The sequence below is a fragment of the Sphingomonas sp. LY54 genome (assembly GCF_035594035.1).
Taxonomy (GTDB): Bacteria; Pseudomonadota; Alphaproteobacteria; order Sphingomonadales; family Sphingomonadaceae; genus Allosphingosinicella.
The window spans coordinates 842,601-861,181 of record NZ_CP141588.1 but is presented as its reverse complement, the minus strand read 5'-3'; the positions used below and the strand labels follow the sequence as shown (position 1 = coordinate 861,181).

Genomic DNA, 18,581 nt, shown 5'->3' with positions numbered 1-18,581 from the left:
GAAGCCGGATGATGTCTGGAATTCGGAATAAAAACACTGCTCCGGAAATTCTGCTTCGTCGCGGTCTGCACGGGCGTGGATTTAGGTTTCGTCTACACGTCAACGGACTCCCGGGAAAGCCTGACATCGTCTTTCCAAAGTATCGCGCAGTCTTGTTTGCCCATGGGTGCTTTTGGCATCAGCATGACTGCCACCTCTTCAAATGGCCGAAAAGCCGCGAGGAGTTCTGGCGAGATAAAATTAGGCAGAACAGAGTTCGAGATATCGCTTTGGTGGAGGCGCTTCGGGCATCTGGCTGGCGTATAGGTATCGTGTGGGAGTGTGCGCTGAAGGGGCGAACCCGATTGCCTCTGGCGGAAGTGCTGGACAGATGCGAAGCATGGCTTTGCTCGAATGACACCGCTCTGGAGATCGCAGGAAATGAGGTGCGGTTACCTGTCTGAGTACTTCGAAGGCGTTGCAGTCAAAAAGCTATCACGCGTCGATGCAACACCGCAGTCCAATCAACATGAAATTGGTACGACGCGTGCCATGAGGCGCTTCCTTGGGGAAGAGAAGAAAACTTTCGCCGTGGTCTATCTGTGGTTGGGTAGTGAACAGGAGAGCTTTTCCGAGGAGGGAACGGCGACACTCTACGACACGAGAGAGCAACAGGAACACCGCGGACCTGAATGGCGCCTCTACTACCCCTCCAACCCCGTGACAGACGTCATGACCGAAGGCGAAACGCTATTTCTAGCGAAGCGTACCGATGGCACCCTTCTGTTCGTAGTCGCTCCCGCAGGGAGCACCATTCAGAACCAGTTGCTCTGGCTCTTCGGATTTGAGACTCAGCCGGAGTTAGGATTCGATGCACACCAGATCGAGGGCAGCGAGGACGCCGAGCTGGATTTTGCGGCTCGACTGATACTGGATGAACTCGGCATTGAGTTTGAAGATCCTAGAGCCAACACTCTCGACTCGATCATCGAGCGGTTTGGGGGTGCCTTTCCAAAAACTCGAGAATTTTCGGACTTGGCAAGGCTTACGCTACCTCACGTCAGCGCGGTTGATGACCCTGACAGTGCCCTCATTGCTTGGCTCAACCATGAAGAAGCGCTCTTTCGCCGGCTGGAAAGGCGGATAGTGGCAGCGCGCCTCGCCTCCGGTTTCGGCCCGGAGCCGAACGTCGATGTTGAGGGTTTCATCCATTTCTCACTGCAAGTTCAAAACCGCAGAAAGTCGCGGATGGGAAGAGCCTTTGAGAATCACCTTGAAGCTGTTTTCCGGGCGCACGAACTCACGTTTGAGACGCAGGTTGTCACAGAGCAGAGGAATACCGCTGACTTTTTGTTCCCCGGTTCGGCTGAATACCATGACCAATCCTATCCCACTGATCGATTAACCATGCTGGCCGCTAAATCGACCTGCAAGGAAAGGTGGCGTCAAGTTCTCCCGGAGGCCCGGCGTATATGGCCAAAACACTTGATTACTCTTGAGCCAGCGATCTCCGTTGCCCAGACAGACCAGATGAAAGACGAGAGAGTGGTGCTGGTCGTGCCGCGACCTATTCAGGATAGTTACAAACCTGAACAACGCGATGCGTTGTGGAGTGTGAACGATGTCATCGAATTGGTGAGGATGCGGACCGCCGCGCCAGCAGAGAAACTGACGGAATTCTTGAAATCGATCGATCTGCGTGGTTTGAACCTTACCCGCGAGAAGAATGCCGGGCGGCACTCGGATATCTAGGATACGGGCGCGACTACGCCGCGGCGGCGTGGCAACTGAAGGCGCGTCACGGGCAGCCGTGACGTCGGACGAGTTCGCGAGACTTGGGCTCTCGCGCCTCGCCGGCCGGTCTGCGCCGACTCCCGGCGCTGCTCGCGCGGCGCTATGCGCCGGGCGCGCTGCGCCTGGGCGGGTGGACTGGGACAGGACGTCACGGGCGGCCGTGACGTCGGACGAGTTCAGGCGCGTTGCGGTGCGCGCCTGCCTCGCCGGCCGGTCTGCGCCGACTCCCGGCGCTGCTCGCGCGTCGCGGCGCGTCGGGCTCGCTGCGCCGGGGCGGCTGGACTTGACCAATAAGGACTTTGCATGAGAACATAGCGGGAACACGGAGTCCGTGCGAATGCCTCGTCCCTTCACCCGCGCCCAGGCGCTCGAGAATGCGCGCTTTCTCGAAATGTTGGCCGAGACCGGCAATGCCCGGCTGGCCGCGCGGGCGGTGCGGCGGGCGCATGCGACGATGCACGAGCGGCGGGGGAAATGCGCCGGCTTCGCCTTGCACTGGGACGCGGATTTGGTGATGGCCGATGCGCGGATTCATCGCGCGCGGGCCTCGGCAGGCCCAGGCCCTTCGACAGGCTCAGGCCCTTCGACAGGCTCAGGACCGGGCGGGACTCCATTGCGGACGCAGGGCGGCGAGCCGGTGGTGGTGCGGACGCGGGGCGGGCGGCTGCAGATCCGGCCGGCGCACAAGGGCAAGCTCACCAAAAGGTGCGAGCAGGCCTTCTTCGCTGCGCTCGCCGCCACCGCCAATATCCGGCTGTCGGCCGCCGCCACGGGCGCCTCGGCACGGGCCTTCTACCGCCGCCGCGAGAAGAACCGCGCCTTTGCGCGCGAGATGCGGCTCGCGCTCAGGACCGGCTTCGAACGGGTCGAGGCGGCGGCTTTGATGGCAGGCCTGCCGGAAAGCTATGCCGACGATGCCTGGCGCCACAACGCGCCGCTGCCGATCCCGGCGATGACCCCGAGCCAGGCGCTGCAACTGCTCTGCCTGCACGACAAGAGCGTCTACCAGGGCTGGGAGAAGCCCCACCGCCGCCAGCGCCGCGGCGAATCGGAAGAGACTTATACCGAGCGGCTGCGCGCGATGCGGATGGTCGAGGAGCGCCACAAGGCCGAGGACGAAGCGGTGGCGCGCGCGGCGCGGGAAGAGAGGACGGAAGCGGAGCAAGGCGGGGGCGTGCCGGTGCTGCCGGCGCTCGACCAGGTCACCGGCTGGAGCCGCGCCCAGGGCAAGCCGCCGCACGACCCGGAGGTCGCCTTGTTCGGCGGCTGGCGGATCGAGCATATGAAGAAGAGCAGGGGCCCCTGAATATCCTCCCCGCGAAAGCGAGGGGAGGATAGGCGGCTTCATTCCAGTCACTTAGGTCCCGATTTGCGTCCCAAGCGGGGACGGCGCTTTGCGGGCGGTTGCGGGCGCGGGCGAGAGGCGTAGAAATGCTCGGCCGCCCCGATCGGCGGGCGGTTCGGAATGAGGAGAATGACGATGCGTCTGCTCGCAATGGAAGAACTCGTTCACGTGTCGGGCGCCGGCGGCAAATGCTGCAAGCCGCCCAAGTGCAAGGAAAAGGGCAATAACGGCTACGGCAATGGCGGCCATGACGGCGTCCCCGGCAATTCCGGCAAGCAGGATTACAGCCGCTAAGCCCGAGCGGGGCGGGGGGCGGCGCCCGCGGCGCGGGACTGCCGAACGAAAAGGGCCGGGGCGGCAATGCCCCGGCCTTTTTTGCGCTATGACGACGGCTTTGCCCCGCGGCGTCAGCCGGGCTCGCGGGTCCTGAGCAGGATCCAGGGCACGCGGTCGCCGGCGAACGCGCCGCGATGCTGGGGATCGAAGAAAGGCGGCAGATGGTCGCCGACGATCAGGATGTCGGCAGGCGGGAAATCCTTGGCGACGATCTCCTGCTCCAGCGCCGCGCCGGTCTGGTCGATGAGCGCGAACAGGCGGCAGACCATCGGCAGCTGGCGGCCGAGGTCGCGGTCGAAGCGGTCGCAATCGTCGGTGCCGAGCCGGGCGTGGGCCATGACCGGCAAATGCGAATTGACCGTCAGCCAGTAGAGGAATTGCGGCCGGCGCGCCTCCTTGAGGGCGAGCGCCATCTGGCGCGGGACGTCGCGGTCGCAGGCGCCGGTGAATACGCCCGGGCAGGGCGCTGCGCCGCCGGCGAGCAATTCCGGAGCAAAGCGCATCTGCTGGAACCCGATTCCGGGGTACCAATGCGACCGGTCGAAGAAGGAGCCGTTGAAGCTGTGCCAGGCCTGCGTGCCGTAGCCGCGCGCCGCCAGCCGGGCCGGCAGGCATGTCGGATCGGACGCTTCCAGTATTTCGGCATAATCCGCCCAGCGGCCGCAGAGCTCGCGCATCTCGCCGCTGGTGGTGGAGCCGTAGAAAGGCGTGTCGCCGATGGCGATATCGTAGCGCGCGCGCGCCGCCGGCCGCGCGAACAGCGAGACGAGCCGGTCGCGCAGCTTGGGATCGGTCGGAAGCCCGAGCGATTCGACCATGACGACGACCATATGCCGCTTGCCGTCCGCCGCGGCGAGGAGGCCGCTGCGCGCAACCGCCGAGCCGAACGGCGCGCCCGGCTCGGGAATGCGCGTCCACGAGGTGCCGTTGCGCGCGACCATATGGGCGTCGACCGCCCCGACCAGGCAGGCGGCACCGGCCGCGGCGATCATCCAGCCGGCACCGGCGAGTTCGGTCGAGCGCCGCAGCCGGAACCACGCGGCCGCGGCGACGGCCGAGAGCGCGAGAGCGCCCACGACATATTCCGACGATGCGGCCGGGCTGAGCTCGGCGGCGAATTTCAGCGAATGGACCAGCGAAACGATGCTTAGATTGAACACGCTGCCGATATAATAAAGCGCCGCATAAGCAAGCGCCGCCACGAACCCGCAAAGTTTGAGAGGGAAGCGCGCGCGGTGCAGGACGACGCCGACCGCGGCGGTGACGAGCACCGCTCCCGACCGCGCCGGACCGCCGACCACCCAGCCCCAGGCGAAGACGACGTTGGGCAGGAAAACCCAGCACAGCAGCCAGTTCGCCAGCGAGCGCACCGGCGCGGGCCGGTCTATCGACCAGGGTTGATCCAGTGCAACGTACATTCAGCGCCCCCAGCCGGCATAGGTAAAGGCGCATGGTAAAAGCGCGGTTAAGCGTGCGCGGCGGAGGGGGGTGTTGCTGAAAAGAAAGAGGCCGCGCTTGCGCACCGGCCTCTTTGTATCTGGACCCGGCCTGCGCCGGGATGACGACCTTTAGCGGGCCGTTACTTCGACAATTCCACCTGCTCGAATTCGAGCTCGACGGGAGTGGCGCGGCCGAAGATCGAGACGCCGACCTTGACGCGGCCGCGGTCGAAATCGAGCTCCTCGACGATGCCGTTGAAGCTCGCGAACGGGCCTTCCAGCACCTTGACCTGGTCGCCGATCTCGTAATCGACGCTGACCTTGGTCTTGGGCGCGGCCTGGGCGGCCTCGTCCTTGGTGTTGAGGATGCGCGCGGCCTCGGCCTCGCTGATCGGCTGCGGCTTGCCGGAGGAGCCCAGGAAGCCGGTGACCTTGGGCGTGTTCTTGACGAGGTGGTAGACGTCGTCGTTCATCGCCAGCTTGGCGAGCACGTAGCCGGGGAAGAATTTGCGGTCCGAGGTGACCTTCTTGCCGCGGCGGACCTCGGTGATCTTCTCGGTCGGGACCTCGACGGCCTCGACGAGCTGCTCGAGGCCGAGCCGCTGCGCCTCGGTGACGATGGCGTCGCGGACCTTGTTCTCGAAGCCCGAATAAGCGTGGATGATGTACCAGCGAGACATAAATTCTGGGTTCCTTGCGCTTAGCTCAGCAGGCCGAGCAGCGCCTTGACGATCGCGCTGAACGCCGAATCGACGCCGAAGAAGAAGAGGCCGAGCAGGGTGGTCATGATCACCACCATGATCGCCGTGGTCATGGTTTCCTTGCGGGTCGGCCACACCACTTTCGCGGTCTCGGCGCGGACCTGCCGTAGAAATTCACCGGGACTGACCTTGGCCACTCTTCACCCTCTTCGTTCAACAGCAATGAGGCCAGGGCCGCGCATCGGCTCTCGCCGTCGCCGCCTGACCTCGCTCGGGACCTGGAGGCGAGACGCCGCCGGGCCGTGGTTCCGCGCCCGACTTAGGCGCGGACGCGCCGCCGGGCAAGAGCCTGTGCGCATCCTGGCAAGCGGGGAAAGCGTCTCCGCCGCGGCGCTGGCCCGGATCGGGGCGTCACGCTGCGGCGGAGGGATGGCAGGAGTGGAGGGACTCGAACCCACGGCCCTCGGTTTTGGAGACCGATGCTCTACCAACTGAGCTACACTCCTAGAGCCGCCGCCCCCTTACCCGCCGCTTTTCGGCGGCGCAAGGGGCGAGGCTCAGGCGGCGATATCGTAGGGCTGGATCTCGCCCGAGAGATATAGATTGCGGGCCTTGGCGCGCGACAATTTGCCCGAGCTGGTGCGCGGCAAAGTGCGCGGCGGCACGAGCTCGACGACGCAGTGCATGCCGGTGATGGCGCGGACGCGCTCGCGGATCTCGTCGCGCAACCGGCCGCGCTCCTCGGCGTCCGAGGTACGGCACTGGACCAGCACCGCCGGGGTCTCCTCGCCGCCGGGCGTGGTGATCGAGAAAGCGGCGATGTCGCCGGCCTTGAAACCCGGCAGTTGCTCGACCGCCCACTCGATGTCCTGGGGCCAGTGATTCTTGCCGTTGATGATGATCATGTCCTTGGCGCGGCCGACGATGTAGATGTAGCCGCCCGACATGTAGCCCATGTCGCCGGTGTCCAGCCAACCGTCGGCGTTGAGGCAGGCCTTGGTCGCCTCCTCGTCGCGGAAATAGGAATGCATGATCGAGGGGCCGCGGGCATAGACCTTGCCGATCGCGCGGTCGGGCAGGTCCTGGCCGTCGTCGTCGCGGATCGCGACTTCCATGTCGCGCACCGGCTTGCCGCAATTGACGATCGCGCGGTAGCGCTGCGGCCGCTCGCGGTCGGCGGGGCCGCCGCCGGACAGCAGCGTCTCCTCGACCAGCTCGACGACGATGCCTTCGCCCGGCGGCATGATCGAGACTGCCAAAGTCGCCTCGGCGAGGCCGTAGCTCGGCAGGAAGCTCGACGCCTGGAAGCCGGCCTCGGCGAAGGCGTCGACGAAGGCCTGCATCACGTCCGGGCGGATCATGTCGGCGCCGTTGCCGGCGATGCGCCAGCGCGACAGGTCGAAGCGCTCCGAAACCTTGCTTTGGCTGCCGATGCGGCGCGCGCAGATGTCATAGCCGAAGGTCGGCGAGTAGCTGAGCGTCGTGCCGGCATTGCGGCTGATGAGATCGAGCCAGGCGAGCGGGCGACGGGCGAAATCCTCGGTCTTCAGATAATCGGTCGAGACCTGGTTGGCGACCGGCGAGAGGAAACAGCCAACGAGGCCCATGTCGTGATACCAGGGCAGCCAGGAGATCACGCGGTCATCGTCCCCGATCCGCACCCCGTGGGCGTGGGCGGCAAGATTGTTCAGCAAGGCGTTGTGGGTCACCGCCACGCCATGCGGGAAGCGGGTCGAGCCGCTCGAATATTGGAGATAAGCGATATCGTCGGTGCCCGCCTGCGGAAGCGGGACGGGCACGGCCCTGCGCTCGGCGAAGCTCTCCCAGTCGATCCCTTCGACACCGACCGCCTGGGCGGCGGCACCCGCCATGGAGGTAAGTTCGGCCGGATAGAAGAGCAGGCTCGGATCGGAGCTTTTGAGCTGGACGCTGAGCTGGTCGATATAGGAATCCCGCCCGCCGAAGGAGGTTGGCAGCGGCAGCGGCACTGGCCAGGCGCCGGCATAGACGACGCCGAAGAAGAGGGCGGCGAAGTCGGCGCCCGTTTCGGCGATCAGCGCCACGCGGTCGCCCGGCTTCACGCCGTGGGCGACGAGCCGATAGGCTGCGGCAAGCGAATCCTCACGCAGTTCCTGATAGGAATAGGCGCGGGTCAGAACGCCGCGGGGATCGTGGAAATTCAGGCCGCGTTCGCCGCGCGCGGCATAATCCAGCGCCTCGCCGAGGGTTGCGAAGTCCGAGAAACGGCGTGGCAGGCGATCTTCCGTCGGCGTCGGCACGACGGTATCGTCGGCTGCGGGCTTGCGGAGCGTGGCTTCACCTTGATGGAGCACTGCGGGTACAATCCTTACTATCTCAGGCGCCGGACGTGCGCGGGCGCTCTCTGTTCGGCTCCCGTCTTACGGCACAAGGCGCGTTCATATTCTGGCCCGACTATGGCACAATCATGGCGCGTGACCACAGATCGACCAAAAAAGCCCCGTCCGCCGCTCGACGCCGAGGCGTTACAGCGGCTGGCCCTGCATTATGTCGGTCGCTACGCGACCAGCCGGGCCAAGCTCAAGTCCTATCTTGCCAGGAAGCTGAAGGAGCGCGGCTGGGACGGGGAGGGCGCAGCCCCCGTCGACAGCCTCGTCGAGCGGATGGCGGGCCTCGGCTATGTCGACGACGCCGCCTTCGCCATCGCCCGCGCCGGCTCTCTGCAGAGGCGCGGCTACGGCGCGCGGCGCGTCGGCCAAGCTTTGCGCGCGGCGGGCATTGCCGACGAGGATTCGGCCGAGGCAAGGGAACAGGTCCAAGATGGTGCGATGGCGGCTGCGCTTCGCTTCGCCCGCCGCAAGCGAATTGGGCCCTACGCCGAAAGTAATATGGACCATGGGGTCCGACAAAAGGCATTCGGGGCCATGATGAGGGCCGGGCACTCGCCAGAAGTTGCGCGCACCATACTTAACTTGTTGCCCGACGATATCCCGGATTGCGACATCCCTTAAAAATAACGGTAAAACGGTTCCCAAGCACGGCGAATGCGTGATACTCCTTACCTTAGCTTTGTAGTGGACCAGCCGTTAATGAAGTCGCGTGGGGACATGCTTGTAGAGGATCAAAGGGCCGATGTTTCGGGCGCCGAGGCTGCGCATCCGGTGGATGCTGCAGAGGACGGGCTGCTGAGGCTCACCGGCACCATGAAGTGGTTCGACGCGACGCGCGGCTTCGGCTTTCTCGTGAGCGAGCAGGTCGAAGGCGACATCCTCGTCCATTTCAGCGTGCTCAAGGAGCATGACCGGCGCAGTCTTCCCGAGGGCGCGATCGTCGAATGCCTCGTGGCCGAGCAGGAGCGCGGCCTCCAGGCGCGCAAGGTGCTCTCGATCGACCTCACCCATGCCGTCGTCCCCGAGGCGACCCGGGCCAAAGGCGCGTCCGGCGAGCGCGTCGACCCTTCGGCGCTGCTTGACCAGGCCGGCGATTTCGAGCCAGTCAAGGTGAAGTGGTTCAACCGCCTGAAGGGCTACGGCTTCCTCGTCCGCGAGGAAGGCGATTCGGAGGACATCTTCATCCACATGGAAACGGTGCGCAAAGGCGGGCTCGCCGACCTCACTCCCGACCAGCCGCTCCGCGCGCGTATCGCGGACGGGCGCAAGGGGCCGCTGGCGGTCGCGGTCGAACCGCGGTGATCCTTCGTCGCATGGTCATCGCGGTGGTGCTCGCCACCGCCGCCGCCGCGTGCAGCGCCGAGCCGCAGGCCGCGGTCGCGCAGTCCGATGCGGTCTCGCCGGCCGGGCTCGAGATCATCCCGCTCGAGATCCGCAGCGGCGCCAAGGTCCATCGCTTCCAGGTAGAGGTGGCGCGGACGCCCGAGGAGCAGGCGCAGGGCCTGATGTTCCGCGAATCGCTCGGGCCAAACCGCGGCATGGTCTTTCCGTTCGATCCGCCGCGCCCGGCCAGCTTCTGGATGAAGAACACATTGATCCCGCTCGACATGCTGTTCGTGCGCGCGGACGGCACGATCGCGCGCATCGCGGCCAACACGGTGCCGCATTCGCTCGATCCCGAAGGGGTACGCGAGCCGGTCGCGGCCGTGCTCGAGATTCCGGGCGGCCGCGCTGCTGAACTGGGGATCGACGAGCGTGCGCGCGTTAGCTGGACGGGCGGCCCGAGGCCGTGAGCCGGCCGCGGCAGGCTTCGCACGCTCTTCAACACTTGCGCCGCCCGGCCCTTCGAGGGTAGGCGAGCCGCCATGGGTCTCATGAAGAAGATTTTCACGTGGTGGGATGGTGCGACGATCGGCACCTCCCTGTGGAGCTGGCGCAACGGCGAGCGCGTGGGCACCGATTCGCTCGGCAACGTCTATTTTCGCTCGAAGAAGGGCGATCGGCGCTGGGTGATCTATAACGGCCCCAACGATTCCAGCCGCATCCCGCCCGAATGGTTCAGCTGGATGCACCGCCAGATCGACGGCCTGCCCGACGAGACGCTGCCGCCGGTCCCCAAATTCGCGAAGCCCGCCACCGGCAACCTCACCGGAACTCCGCAAGCCTACCGCCCGTCGGGCGCGCTGGAGCGCGGCGGCCAACGCCAGGCCGCGAGCGGCGACTATCAGGCCTGGACGCCCGAATAAGCATGCGCGGCCTCCTCCGCGATAATGCCCTCGAGGCCGTCGTCGGCCTGCTGGTCGTACTTCTCGCGGTCTGGTTCATCCTCTTCGCCTGGGGCCGCACCGGCGGCGGCATGCCCGACGCGATCCAGGTGAAGGCGCTGTTCCCCGCCGCGGGCGGGGTTTCGGTCGGGACCGACGTCCGCGTTGCCGGGCTCAAGATCGGCACGGTCGCGGCGCAGCGGCTCGATCCGCAAAGCTACCAGGCCGAACTGACGCTCGCGCTGGACCGCAATGTCCGGCTCCCGTCCGACAGCAGCGCCGCGATCACGGCCGAAGGGCTGCTCGGCGGCTCCTATATCGCCTTGCTTCCCGGCGGGTCCGAAACGCCGTTGAAGCACGGCGACGTCATCCTCGATACGCAGGGTTCGGTCGACATGATGGGCCTGATCGGTTCGGTCATCAATCGCAGCGGCGACGACGGCAAGGGCGCCGCGACCGAACCGGAGGGCCTCGGCACGATGGAAGAGGCACCGGCCCAGTGACGCGCAGATTGATGATCGCCTGCCTGATCGGCATGACCGCGCTTGCCGGCTGCAATCGCGACGACCTTCCCGCCGACCAGGGCAAGGCCAAGGCCGAGGCCGAGCCGGAGCCCGACACGGTCGATATCCCGCAGACGGTCACCGAGATCGCGCCGGGCACGACGCCGATGAAGGACCGGGTGGCGGTGATCGGCCTTTTGAACAAGCGCAACGGCATCTCGCGCGATTTGACGATGAAGCCGGGCCAGGCGCTGCGCGCCGGGGACGTCATCGTCCGCCTGCGCGCCTGCGAGACGACCGCGCCGTGGGAGGCGCAGCGGCTGACCGGCGCGTTCGTCCAGGTCGACGTGCGCAACCCGCAGGGCCAGTTCCAGCGCGTATTCTCGGGCTGGGTCTACAAGGAATCGCCGTCGCTCAACGTCGTCGAGCACGCCATCTACGACGTCTGGCCCAAGAGCTGCGCGATGACCCATCCGGAAGCCGCGCCGTCGGCGGTCCGCGCCGGGTCGGCGCCCAAGAGCCGGTCGAGCGCTCCGAATTCGGCGCCGGCGGCGCAGCCCGAAGCGGCGCCGACCGCTCCCGAGCCCGAGACGGCGCCGCCCGCTGCGGCCGAAGCCAACATCGCGACATAATCCTTCTGGTCGATTTCGACCGCGCCGAGGCTGCGCAGATGCTCGGTCATGAACTGGCAGTCGAGCAGGCGGAAGCCGCCGACCCTCAAGCGCGCGACCAGCCAGGCCAAAGCCACCTTGGAAGCGTCGGTGCGCAGCGAGAACATGCTCTCGCCGAAGAAAGCGGCGCCGAGCCGCACGCCATAGAGGCCCCCGACCAATTGCTCGTCCTGCCAGCATTCGATCGAATGGGCGTGGCCGAGCCGGTGGAGGCGATTGTAGCTGGCCTCGATCTGGGCGTTGATCCAGGTCTCCTCGCGCTCGGCGCAATGCCGGACGACCGCGGCGAAGGCCTTGTCGTGGGTTACCGTGAACTGGCCGGTGCGCAGCGTCTTGCGCAGCGAGCGCGACATCCGGAAAGAATCGAGCGGCAGGATCGCGCGCTTGCGCGGCTCGACCCAGAACACCTCGTCGGCGTCGCGGCCGTCGGCCATCGGAAACACGCCGATCGAATAAGCGCGCAGCAACAGCTCGGGATCGAGGATCGCCATCCTTTTCGGATGTAACGCCCGGCGCCGCCGGTCAACCGCCGTCAGAGGATTTCGCGGACCACGTCCTGCGGACGGCACAAGCGCACGCCCTTTTCGGTCTCGACCAGCGGCCGATTGATCAGGATCGGGTTCGCGACCATCGCGTCCAGGATTGCGTCGTCGCTGACGGCCCCCTCGACGAGGTCGAGGTCCTGCGCGAGCGACTCCTTGGCGCGCAGCCCGTCGCGCGGCGTGATGCCGGCGCGGTCGTAGAGGCGCTGCAGTTCGTCCTTCGACGGCGGGGTTTCGAGATAGTTCACGACGGTGACGTCGGCGCCCTCCTGCTCGAGGATCTCGAGCGTCTTGCGCGACGTGCCGCAGCGGGAATTGTGGTAGATGGTGGCTTTCATGACCGGGCTCTTCCGTTGCGCGCAGCGGCGGGCAACAGGCCCGGCCGTCCCCCGCCCCTATGCCAAGTGGATCGGAGTCCCGCCAGCCCCCGGCAAGGACGCCGCGGGCGCGCGCCTTGAGGATTGGCGACAGACTGTCCCGTTCGGAAACGCGCAGAATCGGCCCATGGCCACGTCTGCCTCTTCGGCGTTAAGCCGCGCGAAGGAGGCAGTGACGATGCGAGTAAGCCGGCGTTTTTGGATAGGGTTGTGCGCGCTGCTGGGCGTGGCCGCATTGGGCGCCTGCTCCCAGGCTTCGCCGGTTCCGAGCGAAACCCAGAGCGCCGATGCTGCGCCGGCGCGGCCGCGGCCGGCTCCCGCGCCGCCGGCCTTGCAGGTCACCGAGGCGCCGGCGCCGGTGTTCGCGGTCCATTCGGTGCTCGATCTCGACCAGCCGATCGAGGCCGGCGATTTTGCCTGGGCCGGCGGCGGGGTGCCGGGCCCGACCCAAATCGTCGTCGATATCGCCGCCCAGAAGGTCTACGTCTATCGCGGCGGGGTCGAGATCGGCCGCTCGTCGATGATCTACGGCGCCGACGACAAGCCGACGCCGCACGGCATCTTCCCTATCCTGGAGAAGGACGCCGATCACGTTTCAAACCTCTACGACGCGCCCATGCCCTACATGCTGCGCCTGACCTGGGACGGCATCGCCATCCACGGGAGCGAGGTCGATGAGCGCTACGCCACCCACGGCTGCATCGGCGTGCCGGAGGAGTTCGCGCAGATCCTCTTCGCGGAGGTGGTGAAGGGCGACCAGGTGCTGGTCACCGAGGGCTGGCTGCCCGAGCTCTACGGCAACGGGCAGCCGGCCGACGGCGTCTTTACGACCTAGGCGGCCTCGTCCTGGCGGGCGAGCCACTCCTCCAGCCACTTGATCGTGTAGACGCCCTCGCGGAATTCGGGGTCCTCGATCAGCGCCTGATGGAGCGGAATCGTGGTCTTCATGCCGTCGACGACGAACTCCTCGAGCGCGCGCTTCAACCGCATGATGCAGCGCTCGCGCGTCGTGCCGTAGACGATCAGCTTGGCGATCATGCTGTCGTAATAAGGCGGCACCTTGTAGCCGGTGTAGAGCCCGCTATCGACGCGGACGTGCATGCCGCCGGGCGCGACGAAATTCTTCACCGTGCCGGGCGAGGGGGCGAAGGTACGCGGGTCCTCGGCGTTGATCCGGCATTCGATCGCGTGGCCGTGAAACTGGACCTGGTCCTGCGTGACCGACAAGGGATTGCCCTCGGCGACGCGGATTTGCTCGCGGACGAGGTCGATGCCGGTGATCATCTCGGTGACCGGATGCTCGACCTGCAGGCGCGTGTTCATCTCGATGAAGTAGAATTCCCCATTCTCGTAGAGGAATTCGATCGTGCCGGCGCCGCGATAGGCCATGTCGGCCATCGCCTTGGCGACGATGCCGCCCATGCGATCGCGCTCGGCGGCGGAGATGACGGGCGAGGGGGCTTCCTCAAGCACCTTCTGGTGGCGGCGCTGGAGCGAGCAGTCACGCTCGCCGAGATGGATGGCGGCGCCCTTGCCGTCGCCGAACACCTGGAATTCGATGTGGCGCGGATCGCCGAGATATTTCTCGATATAGACCGTGGCGTCGCCGAACGCGGCCTTCGCCTCGCTGCCGGCCTGCTGCATCAGCGTTTCCAGCTGGCCCTCGGACGTGCAGACCTTCATGCCGCGCCCGCCGCCGCCCGACGCCGCCTTGATGATCACCGGATAGCCGGCTTCGGCGGCGATCGCGCGCGCCTCCTCGACGGTTTCGACCGGGCCGGGCGAGCCCGGGACGAGCGGCAGACCGAGCTTGGCGGCGGTGCGCTTCGCTTCGATCTTGTCGCCCATCGTCCGGATATGCTCCGGCTTGGGGCCGATCCAGATGATGTTGTGGGATTCAACGATCTCGGCGAACTGGGCGTTCTCCGAGAGGAAGCCGTAGCCGGGATGGATCGCGTCGGCGTGGCTGATCTCGGCGGCCGAGATGATGTTGGGGATGTTGAGATAGGATTCGCCGGCGGGCGGCGGGCCGATGCAGACGGCCTCGTCGGCCAGGCGCACGTGCATCGCATCGGCGTCCGCGGTCGAATGGACCGCCACCGTCTTGATGCCCATTTCGTGGCAGGCGCGGTGGATGCGGAGCGCGATCTCGCCGCGATTGGCGATGAGGACCTTCTTGATCGTCATCGCGTCACTCAATGATGACGAGCGGCTGGTCGAACTCGACCGGCTGCGCGTCCTGGACGAGGACCTGCTTGACCGTGCCGGCCTTGGTCGCGGTGATCGGGTTCATTACCTTCATCGCCTCGACGATCAGCAGGGTGTCGCCGGCGGCGACCTGCTGGCCGGGCGCGACGAACGGCTTCGCGCCCGGTTCGCCGGCGAGGAATACGGTGCCGACCATCGGCGACTTGACCGCGCCGGGATGGGCAGCGGCGGGAACGTCGGCGGCGGGTGCGGCAGCAGCCGGAGCGGCTGGCGCGGCGGCGGGCGCGGGCGCATAGGCGACCGGCGCGGCGGCCATTGCGAGCTTGCGCTTCACGACGATGCGGCGTTCGCCGTCCTGGACCTCGATCTCGGACAGATCGCTGTCGGTAAGCATTTCGGCCAGCTGGCGGACGAGATCGGTGTCGACCTGCATGGCGCCGTCGGCCTGGTTGTTGTCGGTCATTCTATACCCCTGATTTGCCGCGGCCTCTGTCAGAGACGGGCGGCTGCGTCCAGCGCAAGCTCGTAGCCCATGGCTCCGAAGCCTGCGATCATACCCCTGGCCACCGGCGCGACGTGGCTCCGATGGCGGAAATGTTCCCGCGCATGCGGGTTCGAAAGATGCACCTCGATGACCGGCACCGCGATCGCCGCGATGGCGTCGCGCAGCGCGATCGACGTGTGCGTATAGGCGCCGGCGTTGAGGATCACCGCCTTGGCCCCTTCGGCATTCGCCTCGTGCAGCCAATCGATGAGGTGACCCTCGTGGTTCGACTGGCGCATGTCCACGGCGAGGCCGAGCGGCCGCGCCCGTTCCTCGAGCCGGACGGCGATGTCGTCGAGCGTGTCGGAGCCGTAGACTTCCGGCTCGCGCGTGCCGAGCAGATTGAGGTTCGGCCCGTTGAGGACGAAGACGGTCGGTGGCGTTGCCATGGGGAGCCCCTATATGACCATGATAACGGATGCGCAAAGGTAACAAGCACATGCATGATGATGGCACGGTATCGATCAGCGTGAACGGCGAGCATCGCAGGGTGGTGGCCGGGCTCACCATCGCCCAGCTCGCCGCCGATCTGGGGCTGGAGCCGGCCAAGGTCGCTGTGGAACGCAATATGGAGGTCGTGCCGCGCTCGACGCTCGATCAGGTGCTGGTCGACGATGGCGACGATTTCGAGATCGTGACCTTCGTCGGCGGCGGCTGAGCCTCCCCGGCCTTCCTAAAGATCGAGATCGCGCCGTTCATCCGGAACGGGCCTCCGTCGCGCCGGTTGTAGAGAGAGCCGGCGGCACGGGAGTGCGGAATGAGCGATCTTGTCGATAGTCCCGATCTTGCAGCGGCGCGCGAGCGGATGGTCGAGCGCCAGATCGCGGCGCGCGGCATCACCGACCGCCGGCTGCTTGAGGCGATGCGGACCGTTCCGCGCCACTTGTTCGTGCCCGAGAAAGTGCGTGAATTCGCGTTTGAGGACGGTCCCCTCCCGATCGAGGGCGAGCAGACCATCTCACAGCCCTACATCGTCGCCTTGATGATCGACGCGGCCGAGCTCGGCCCGGACGACCGAGTGCTCGAGATCGGGGCGGGTTCCGGCTATGCCGCGGGGATCATGGCGCAGATGGCCGGCGAGGTCCTCGCGATCGAACGGGTGACCGAGCTGGCCGAGCTTGCGGCAGCACGGATGGCGCGGCTCGATTACGACAATGTCGCCGTGTTCGAGGGCGACGGCAGCGAAGGCATGCCCGAGGAAGCGCCGTTCGACGCGATCATCGCTGCAGCGAGCGGCCCCGACGTGCCCGACGAATTGCTGTTCCAGCTTGCCGAAGGCGGACGACTGGTGATGCCGGTCGGCGAACCGCACGCCGTGCAGCAGCTGATCAAGATCACCCGCCTCAGCAAGGACGAATATGAGCGCGAGGAGCTTGGCCCGGTGCGCTTCGTGCCTCTGATCGGCACCCACGGGTTTCGCGACGCCAAGGGTGCCCGGCACGGGCCGCGCTCGCTCCCGCAGATGATCCGCGCGGCGTGCGAGCCGCTGCCCGAGCTCGACGATCCGGCCTTTGGCGCACTGTTTGATCGCTATGCCGACGCGCGAATCGTCCTGCTCGGCGAGGCGAGCCACGGCACGTCCGAATTCTACCGCGCCCGCGCGGCCATCACCCGGCGGCTGATCGAGCAGCACGGCTTCGGCATCGTCGCGGTCGAGGCCGACTGGCCCGACGCGGCGGCGGTCGACCGCTTCGTCCGCCATCGGCCCCATCGCCAAGGCGAGGAAGCCCCGTTCCAGCGCTTCCCGACTTGGATGTGGCGCAACACCGACGTCGAGGCGTTCATCCGCTGGCTGCGCGCGCACAATCAGGGGCGCGACGAGATGGCCGGCTTCTACGGGCTCGACCTCTACAATCTCGGCGGCTCGATGCGGGCCGTCATTGACTATCTCGACGACGTCGACCCCGAAGCGGCGGCGGTGGCGCGCGAACGCTATGGCTGCCTCAAGCCCTGGAGCCGCAATCCGCAAAGCTACGGACGAATGGCGATCACCCAGGGCTTCGCCCAATGCGAGCAGCCGGTCGTCCAGATGCTGCGCGAGCTGATGCAGAAGCGCATGGAATATGCGGGCGCGGATGCTGACGAATTCCTCGATGCCGCCGCCAACGCGCGGCTCGTGAAGAATGCCGAGGCTTATTATCGCGTCATGTATCACGGCGCGGCCGAGAGCTGGAATTTGCGCGACACGCACATGTTCGAGACGCTCTGCCAGATCCTCGATTCAAAGGGACCGGAGGCGAAGGCCGTGGTGTGGGCGCACAACAGCCATATTGGCGACGCCAGCCATACCGAGATGGGCCAGGTGCGCGAGGAGCTGAATATCGGCCAGCTCTGCCGCGAGCGGTTCGGGCGCGACGCGGCCTTGATCGGCTTCGGCACGCACACGGGAACCGTCGCTGCCGCGACCGACTGGGATGCGGCGATGGAGGTGAAGGAGGTGCGGCCCTCGCTCGCCGGCAGCTACGAACGCATCTGCCACAAGGCCGGGGTGGCGCGCTTCCTGCTGGATTTGCGCGACGCGAGTGAGGAATTGCGCGCCGGCCTGGCGGAGCCGCAGCTGGAGCGGTTCGTCGGCGTGATCTACCGGCCGGAGACCGAGCGCTGGAGCCATTATGCGCAGGCGTCTCTCCCCGGCCAGTTCGATGCCTGGGTCTGGTTCGACGAAAGCGAAGCGGTGACTCCGCTGCCGACCGAGCAGCGCAAGGGCGAGGACGAAACCTACCCGTTCGGCCTGTAACGGTCAGTCCTCGACGAGCGACCGCAGGCGCGTGAGATTCTCGTCCCATTGTGCGGAAACAGTCTCAAGATAGGAGCGCGCCTCCGCGAGCGCCTCGGGCCGGCTGGCGAACAGGCTCTCGCGGCCCACCCGGCTGACCGCCACCAGGCCGACATCCTCGAGCACGCGCAGATGCTTGGTCACCGCCTGGCGGGTCAGGTTCGTCGCCATCGAGAGGGTGGTGATCGAGCGGGCGCGGCCGTCGCTGAGGCGGAGCAGCAGCGACAGGCGCGTCCGGTCGCCGAGCGCGGCGAAGACCGGTGCCGGATCGACGAGCGCCTCAGCCTTCGACATGGGCCTTGATGTTGCCGGTCTGCTCTTCCCAGCCCGGCTCGTTGCGCCGCATCGCCAGCGCGCCCTTGCCCTCGGGCAGCGCATCGAAGCCCGATTCCACGATCGTCAGACGGGTCCCGCCTGGCGTCGGTTCGAGCCGGAATTCGACCAGGATCCAGGCCTCCTCGTCGATCGTCTCGTCCGCTTCGTCCATCTGCGGCCACTCGAACGCGAAGACATGGGGCGCGTCCATCCGCACCACGCGCGCCTTCCAGGGCACATGCTCGTAGCCGGGATAGGTCATCATCCCGGTCGAAAGCGTGCCCGCCGCGAACGGCTGGTCGAGCCGCACCTTGAACCATTGGCCGAATTCCTGGTGGTCGGTGACGGCGCGCCACACCCGTTCGACGGGCGCAGCGAGGTCGACGGTCTTTTCGATACGATCGGTCATGGGGCAACC

General features: G+C 66.5%; 22 protein-coding genes, 1 tRNA gene and 2 pseudogenes. 13 read left to right on the top strand and 12 right to left on the bottom strand.

Annotated elements, in window-relative coordinates:
* The first annotated feature begins 8 nt into the window (after positions 1–8).
* The 4 genes from SH591_RS04360 to SH591_RS04345 all read left to right on the top strand — a co-directional run bounded on the left by SH591_RS04360 (position 9) and on the right by SH591_RS04345 (position 3,412).
* Positions 9–443: a very short patch repair endonuclease gene (locus SH591_RS04360; RefSeq protein ID WP_324751327.1), complete on the top strand. Its 435-nt coding sequence runs from the start codon at positions 9–11 to the stop codon at positions 441–443.
* Positions 394–1,731: a type II restriction endonuclease gene (locus tag SH591_RS04355; RefSeq protein ID WP_324750676.1), complete on the top strand. Its 1,338-nt coding sequence runs from the start codon at positions 394–396 to the stop codon at positions 1,729–1,731. Before SH591_RS04360 ends, SH591_RS04355 begins: the two co-directional genes overlap by 50 nt.
* 379 nt (positions 1,732–2,110) lie before the next feature.
* Positions 2,111–3,079, top strand: coding sequence for a hypothetical protein (locus SH591_RS04350; protein WP_324750675.1), 969 nt, complete (start codon positions 2,111–2,113; stop codon positions 3,077–3,079).
* A 174-nt stretch (positions 3,080–3,253) separates the two neighbouring features.
* Positions 3,254–3,412 (top strand): hypothetical protein, encoded by a 159-nt coding sequence (locus SH591_RS04345; RefSeq protein ID WP_324750674.1) that lies wholly within the window; start codon positions 3,254–3,256, stop codon positions 3,410–3,412.
* Positions 3,413–3,525: 113 nt separating this feature from the next.
* Here the strand turns inward: SH591_RS04345 and SH591_RS04340 are convergent, their stop codons facing one another.
* From SH591_RS04340 to SH591_RS04320, 5 genes are all read right to left on the bottom strand, one after another.
* On the bottom strand, positions 3,526–4,872 hold the full coding sequence (locus SH591_RS04340) for a sulfatase-like hydrolase/transferase (protein ID WP_324750673.1): 1,347 nt from the start codon (positions 4,870–4,872) through the stop codon (positions 3,526–3,528).
* 161 nt (positions 4,873–5,033) lie between these two features.
* Positions 5,034–5,573, bottom strand: coding sequence for a transcription termination/antitermination protein NusG (gene nusG, locus SH591_RS04335; RefSeq protein ID WP_322831740.1), 540 nt, complete (start codon positions 5,571–5,573; stop codon positions 5,034–5,036).
* Between the two features lie 20 nt (positions 5,574–5,593).
* On the bottom strand, positions 5,594–5,791 hold the full coding sequence (gene secE, locus SH591_RS04330) for a preprotein translocase subunit SecE (RefSeq protein ID WP_322831739.1): 198 nt from the start codon (positions 5,789–5,791) through the stop codon (positions 5,594–5,596).
* 233 nt (positions 5,792–6,024) lie between these two features.
* A tRNA-Trp gene (locus tag SH591_RS04325) sits at positions 6,025–6,100 on the bottom strand.
* A 51-nt stretch (positions 6,101–6,151) separates the two neighbouring features.
* Positions 6,152–7,927 (bottom strand): fatty acyl-AMP ligase, encoded by a 1,776-nt coding sequence (locus SH591_RS04320; protein ID WP_324750672.1) that lies wholly within the window; start codon positions 7,925–7,927, stop codon positions 6,152–6,154.
* 102 nt (positions 7,928–8,029) lie between these two features.
* Between SH591_RS04320 and SH591_RS04315 the strand changes: the two genes are divergently transcribed.
* The 6 genes and pseudogenes from SH591_RS04315 to SH591_RS04290 all read left to right on the top strand — a co-directional run.
* The gene (locus SH591_RS04315; protein WP_324750671.1) at positions 8,030–8,584 is read left to right on the top strand and encodes a regulatory protein RecX; all 555 of its coding nucleotides are present in this window, start codon (positions 8,030–8,032) and stop codon (positions 8,582–8,584) included.
* A 150-nt stretch (positions 8,585–8,734) separates the two neighbouring features.
* Entirely contained in the window at positions 8,735–9,265 is a 531-nt protein-coding gene (locus SH591_RS04310; protein ID WP_324750670.1) for a cold-shock protein, read from the top strand.
* Entirely contained in the window at positions 9,262–9,756 is a 495-nt protein-coding gene (locus SH591_RS04305; protein WP_416385208.1) for a DUF192 domain-containing protein, read from the top strand. Before SH591_RS04310 ends, SH591_RS04305 begins: the two co-directional genes overlap by 4 nt.
* Before the next feature lie 72 nt (positions 9,757–9,828).
* Complete coding sequence (locus tag SH591_RS04300; protein ID WP_324750669.1) at positions 9,829–10,209, top strand: NADH:ubiquinone oxidoreductase subunit NDUFA12; 381 nt, start codon at positions 9,829–9,831, stop codon at positions 10,207–10,209.
* 2 nt (positions 10,210–10,211) lie between these two features.
* Positions 10,212–10,730, top strand: a complete 519-nt coding sequence (gene mlaD / locus SH591_RS04295; RefSeq protein WP_324750668.1) for an outer membrane lipid asymmetry maintenance protein MlaD — start codon at positions 10,212–10,214, stop codon at positions 10,728–10,730.
* 11 nt (positions 10,731–10,741) lie between these two features.
* Positions 10,742–11,131 (top strand): annotated as a pseudogene (locus SH591_RS04290) (DUF2155 domain-containing protein); the annotation flags it as partial.
* A gap of 35 nt (positions 11,132–11,166) precedes the next feature.
* On the opposite strand, the gene aat reads toward SH591_RS04290, so the two are convergent.
* Positions 11,167–11,892, bottom strand: coding sequence for a leucyl/phenylalanyl-tRNA--protein transferase (gene aat / locus SH591_RS04285; protein ID WP_324750667.1), 726 nt, complete (start codon positions 11,890–11,892; stop codon positions 11,167–11,169).
* Positions 11,893–11,933: 41 nt separating this feature from the next.
* Positions 11,934–12,281 (bottom strand): arsenate reductase (glutaredoxin), encoded by a 348-nt coding sequence (gene arsC, locus SH591_RS04280; protein ID WP_324750666.1) that lies wholly within the window; start codon positions 12,279–12,281, stop codon positions 11,934–11,936.
* A 247-nt stretch (positions 12,282–12,528) separates the two neighbouring features.
* Between arsC and SH591_RS04275 the strand changes: the two genes are divergently transcribed.
* Positions 12,529–13,155 (top strand): L,D-transpeptidase family protein, encoded by a 627-nt coding sequence (locus SH591_RS04275; RefSeq protein ID WP_324750665.1) that lies wholly within the window; start codon positions 12,529–12,531, stop codon positions 13,153–13,155.
* Here SH591_RS04275 and accC read toward each other — a convergent pair.
* The 3 genes from accC to aroQ are packed head-to-tail and all read right to left on the bottom strand — an operon-like array spanning position 13,152 to position 15,461.
* A complete protein-coding gene (gene accC, locus SH591_RS04270) occupies positions 13,152–14,507 on the bottom strand; it encodes an acetyl-CoA carboxylase biotin carboxylase subunit (protein ID WP_324750664.1) in 1,356 nt (451 codons plus the stop codon). The genes SH591_RS04275 and accC overlap by 4 nt on opposite strands.
* A gap of 4 nt (positions 14,508–14,511) precedes the next feature.
* A complete protein-coding gene (accB, locus tag SH591_RS04265; protein ID WP_324750663.1) occupies positions 14,512–14,991 on the bottom strand; it encodes an acetyl-CoA carboxylase biotin carboxyl carrier protein in 480 nt (159 codons plus the stop codon).
* Between the two features lie 29 nt (positions 14,992–15,020).
* Entirely contained in the window at positions 15,021–15,461 is a 441-nt protein-coding gene (aroQ, locus tag SH591_RS04260) for a type II 3-dehydroquinate dehydratase (protein WP_322831727.1), read from the bottom strand.
* Positions 15,462–15,511: 50 nt separating this feature from the next.
* Between aroQ and thiS the strand changes: the two are divergent.
* Positions 15,512–15,727: pseudogene (gene thiS / locus SH591_RS04255) on the top strand (sulfur carrier protein ThiS); the annotation flags it as partial.
* A gap of 102 nt (positions 15,728–15,829) precedes the next feature.
* On the top strand, positions 15,830–17,809 hold the full coding sequence (locus SH591_RS04250) for a protein-L-isoaspartate(D-aspartate) O-methyltransferase (protein ID WP_324750662.1): 1,980 nt from the start codon (positions 15,830–15,832) through the stop codon (positions 17,807–17,809).
* A 3-nt stretch (positions 17,810–17,812) separates the two neighbouring features.
* Here SH591_RS04250 and SH591_RS04245 read toward each other — a convergent pair whose 3' ends face one another.
* Both SH591_RS04245 and SH591_RS04240 read right to left on the bottom strand, forming a co-directional pair.
* On the bottom strand, positions 17,813–18,142 hold the full coding sequence (locus SH591_RS04245; protein ID WP_324750661.1) for an ArsR/SmtB family transcription factor: 330 nt from the start codon (positions 18,140–18,142) through the stop codon (positions 17,813–17,815).
* The gene (locus tag SH591_RS04240) at positions 18,129–18,572 is read right to left on the bottom strand and encodes an SRPBCC family protein (RefSeq protein WP_324750660.1); all 444 of its coding nucleotides are present in this window, start codon (positions 18,570–18,572) and stop codon (positions 18,129–18,131) included. Before SH591_RS04240 ends, SH591_RS04245 begins: the two co-directional genes overlap by 14 nt.
* Positions 18,573–18,581 lie beyond the last annotated feature (9 nt).

Bases quoted from the DNA above. Each gene is read 5' to 3' on its own strand.
- accC (WP_324750664.1), bottom strand. From the start codon at position 14,507: ATGACGATCAAGAAGGTCCTCATCGCCAATCGCGGCGAGATCGCGCTC.
- SH591_RS04350 (WP_324750675.1), top strand. From the start codon at position 2,111: ATGCCTCGTCCCTTCACCCGCGCCCAGGCGCTCGAGAATGCGCGCTTT.
- SH591_RS04250 (WP_324750662.1), top strand. From the start codon at position 15,830: ATGAGCGATCTTGTCGATAGTCCCGATCTTGCAGCGGCGCGCGAGCGG.
- SH591_RS04240 (WP_324750660.1), bottom strand. From the start codon at position 18,572: ATGACCGATCGTATCGAAAAGACCGTCGACCTCGCTGCGCCCGTCGAA.
- SH591_RS04300 (WP_324750669.1), top strand. From the start codon at position 9,829: ATGGGTCTCATGAAGAAGATTTTCACGTGGTGGGATGGTGCGACGATC.
- SH591_RS04315 (WP_324750671.1), top strand. From the start codon at position 8,030: ATGGCACAATCATGGCGCGTGACCACAGATCGACCAAAAAAGCCCCGT.
- nusG (WP_322831740.1), bottom strand. From the start codon at position 5,573: ATGTCTCGCTGGTACATCATCCACGCTTATTCGGGCTTCGAGAACAAG.
- SH591_RS04355 (WP_324750676.1), top strand. From the start codon at position 394: ATGACACCGCTCTGGAGATCGCAGGAAATGAGGTGCGGTTACCTGTCT.
- SH591_RS04360 (WP_324751327.1), top strand. From the start codon at position 9: ATGATGTCTGGAATTCGGAATAAAAACACTGCTCCGGAAATTCTGCTT.
- mlaD (WP_324750668.1), top strand. From the start codon at position 10,212: ATGCGCGGCCTCCTCCGCGATAATGCCCTCGAGGCCGTCGTCGGCCTG.
- SH591_RS04345 (WP_324750674.1), top strand. From the start codon at position 3,254: ATGCGTCTGCTCGCAATGGAAGAACTCGTTCACGTGTCGGGCGCCGGC.
- SH591_RS04245 (WP_324750661.1), bottom strand. From the start codon at position 18,142: ATGTCGAAGGCTGAGGCGCTCGTCGATCCGGCACCGGTCTTCGCCGCG.
- aat (WP_324750667.1), bottom strand. From the start codon at position 11,892: ATGGCGATCCTCGATCCCGAGCTGTTGCTGCGCGCTTATTCGATCGGC.
- arsC (WP_324750666.1), bottom strand. From the start codon at position 12,281: ATGAAAGCCACCATCTACCACAATTCCCGCTGCGGCACGTCGCGCAAG.
- accB (WP_324750663.1), bottom strand. From the start codon at position 14,991: ATGACCGACAACAACCAGGCCGACGGCGCCATGCAGGTCGACACCGAT.
- SH591_RS04340 (WP_324750673.1), bottom strand. From the start codon at position 4,872: ATGTACGTTGCACTGGATCAACCCTGGTCGATAGACCGGCCCGCGCCG.
- aroQ (WP_322831727.1), bottom strand. From the start codon at position 15,461: ATGGCAACGCCACCGACCGTCTTCGTCCTCAACGGGCCGAACCTCAAT.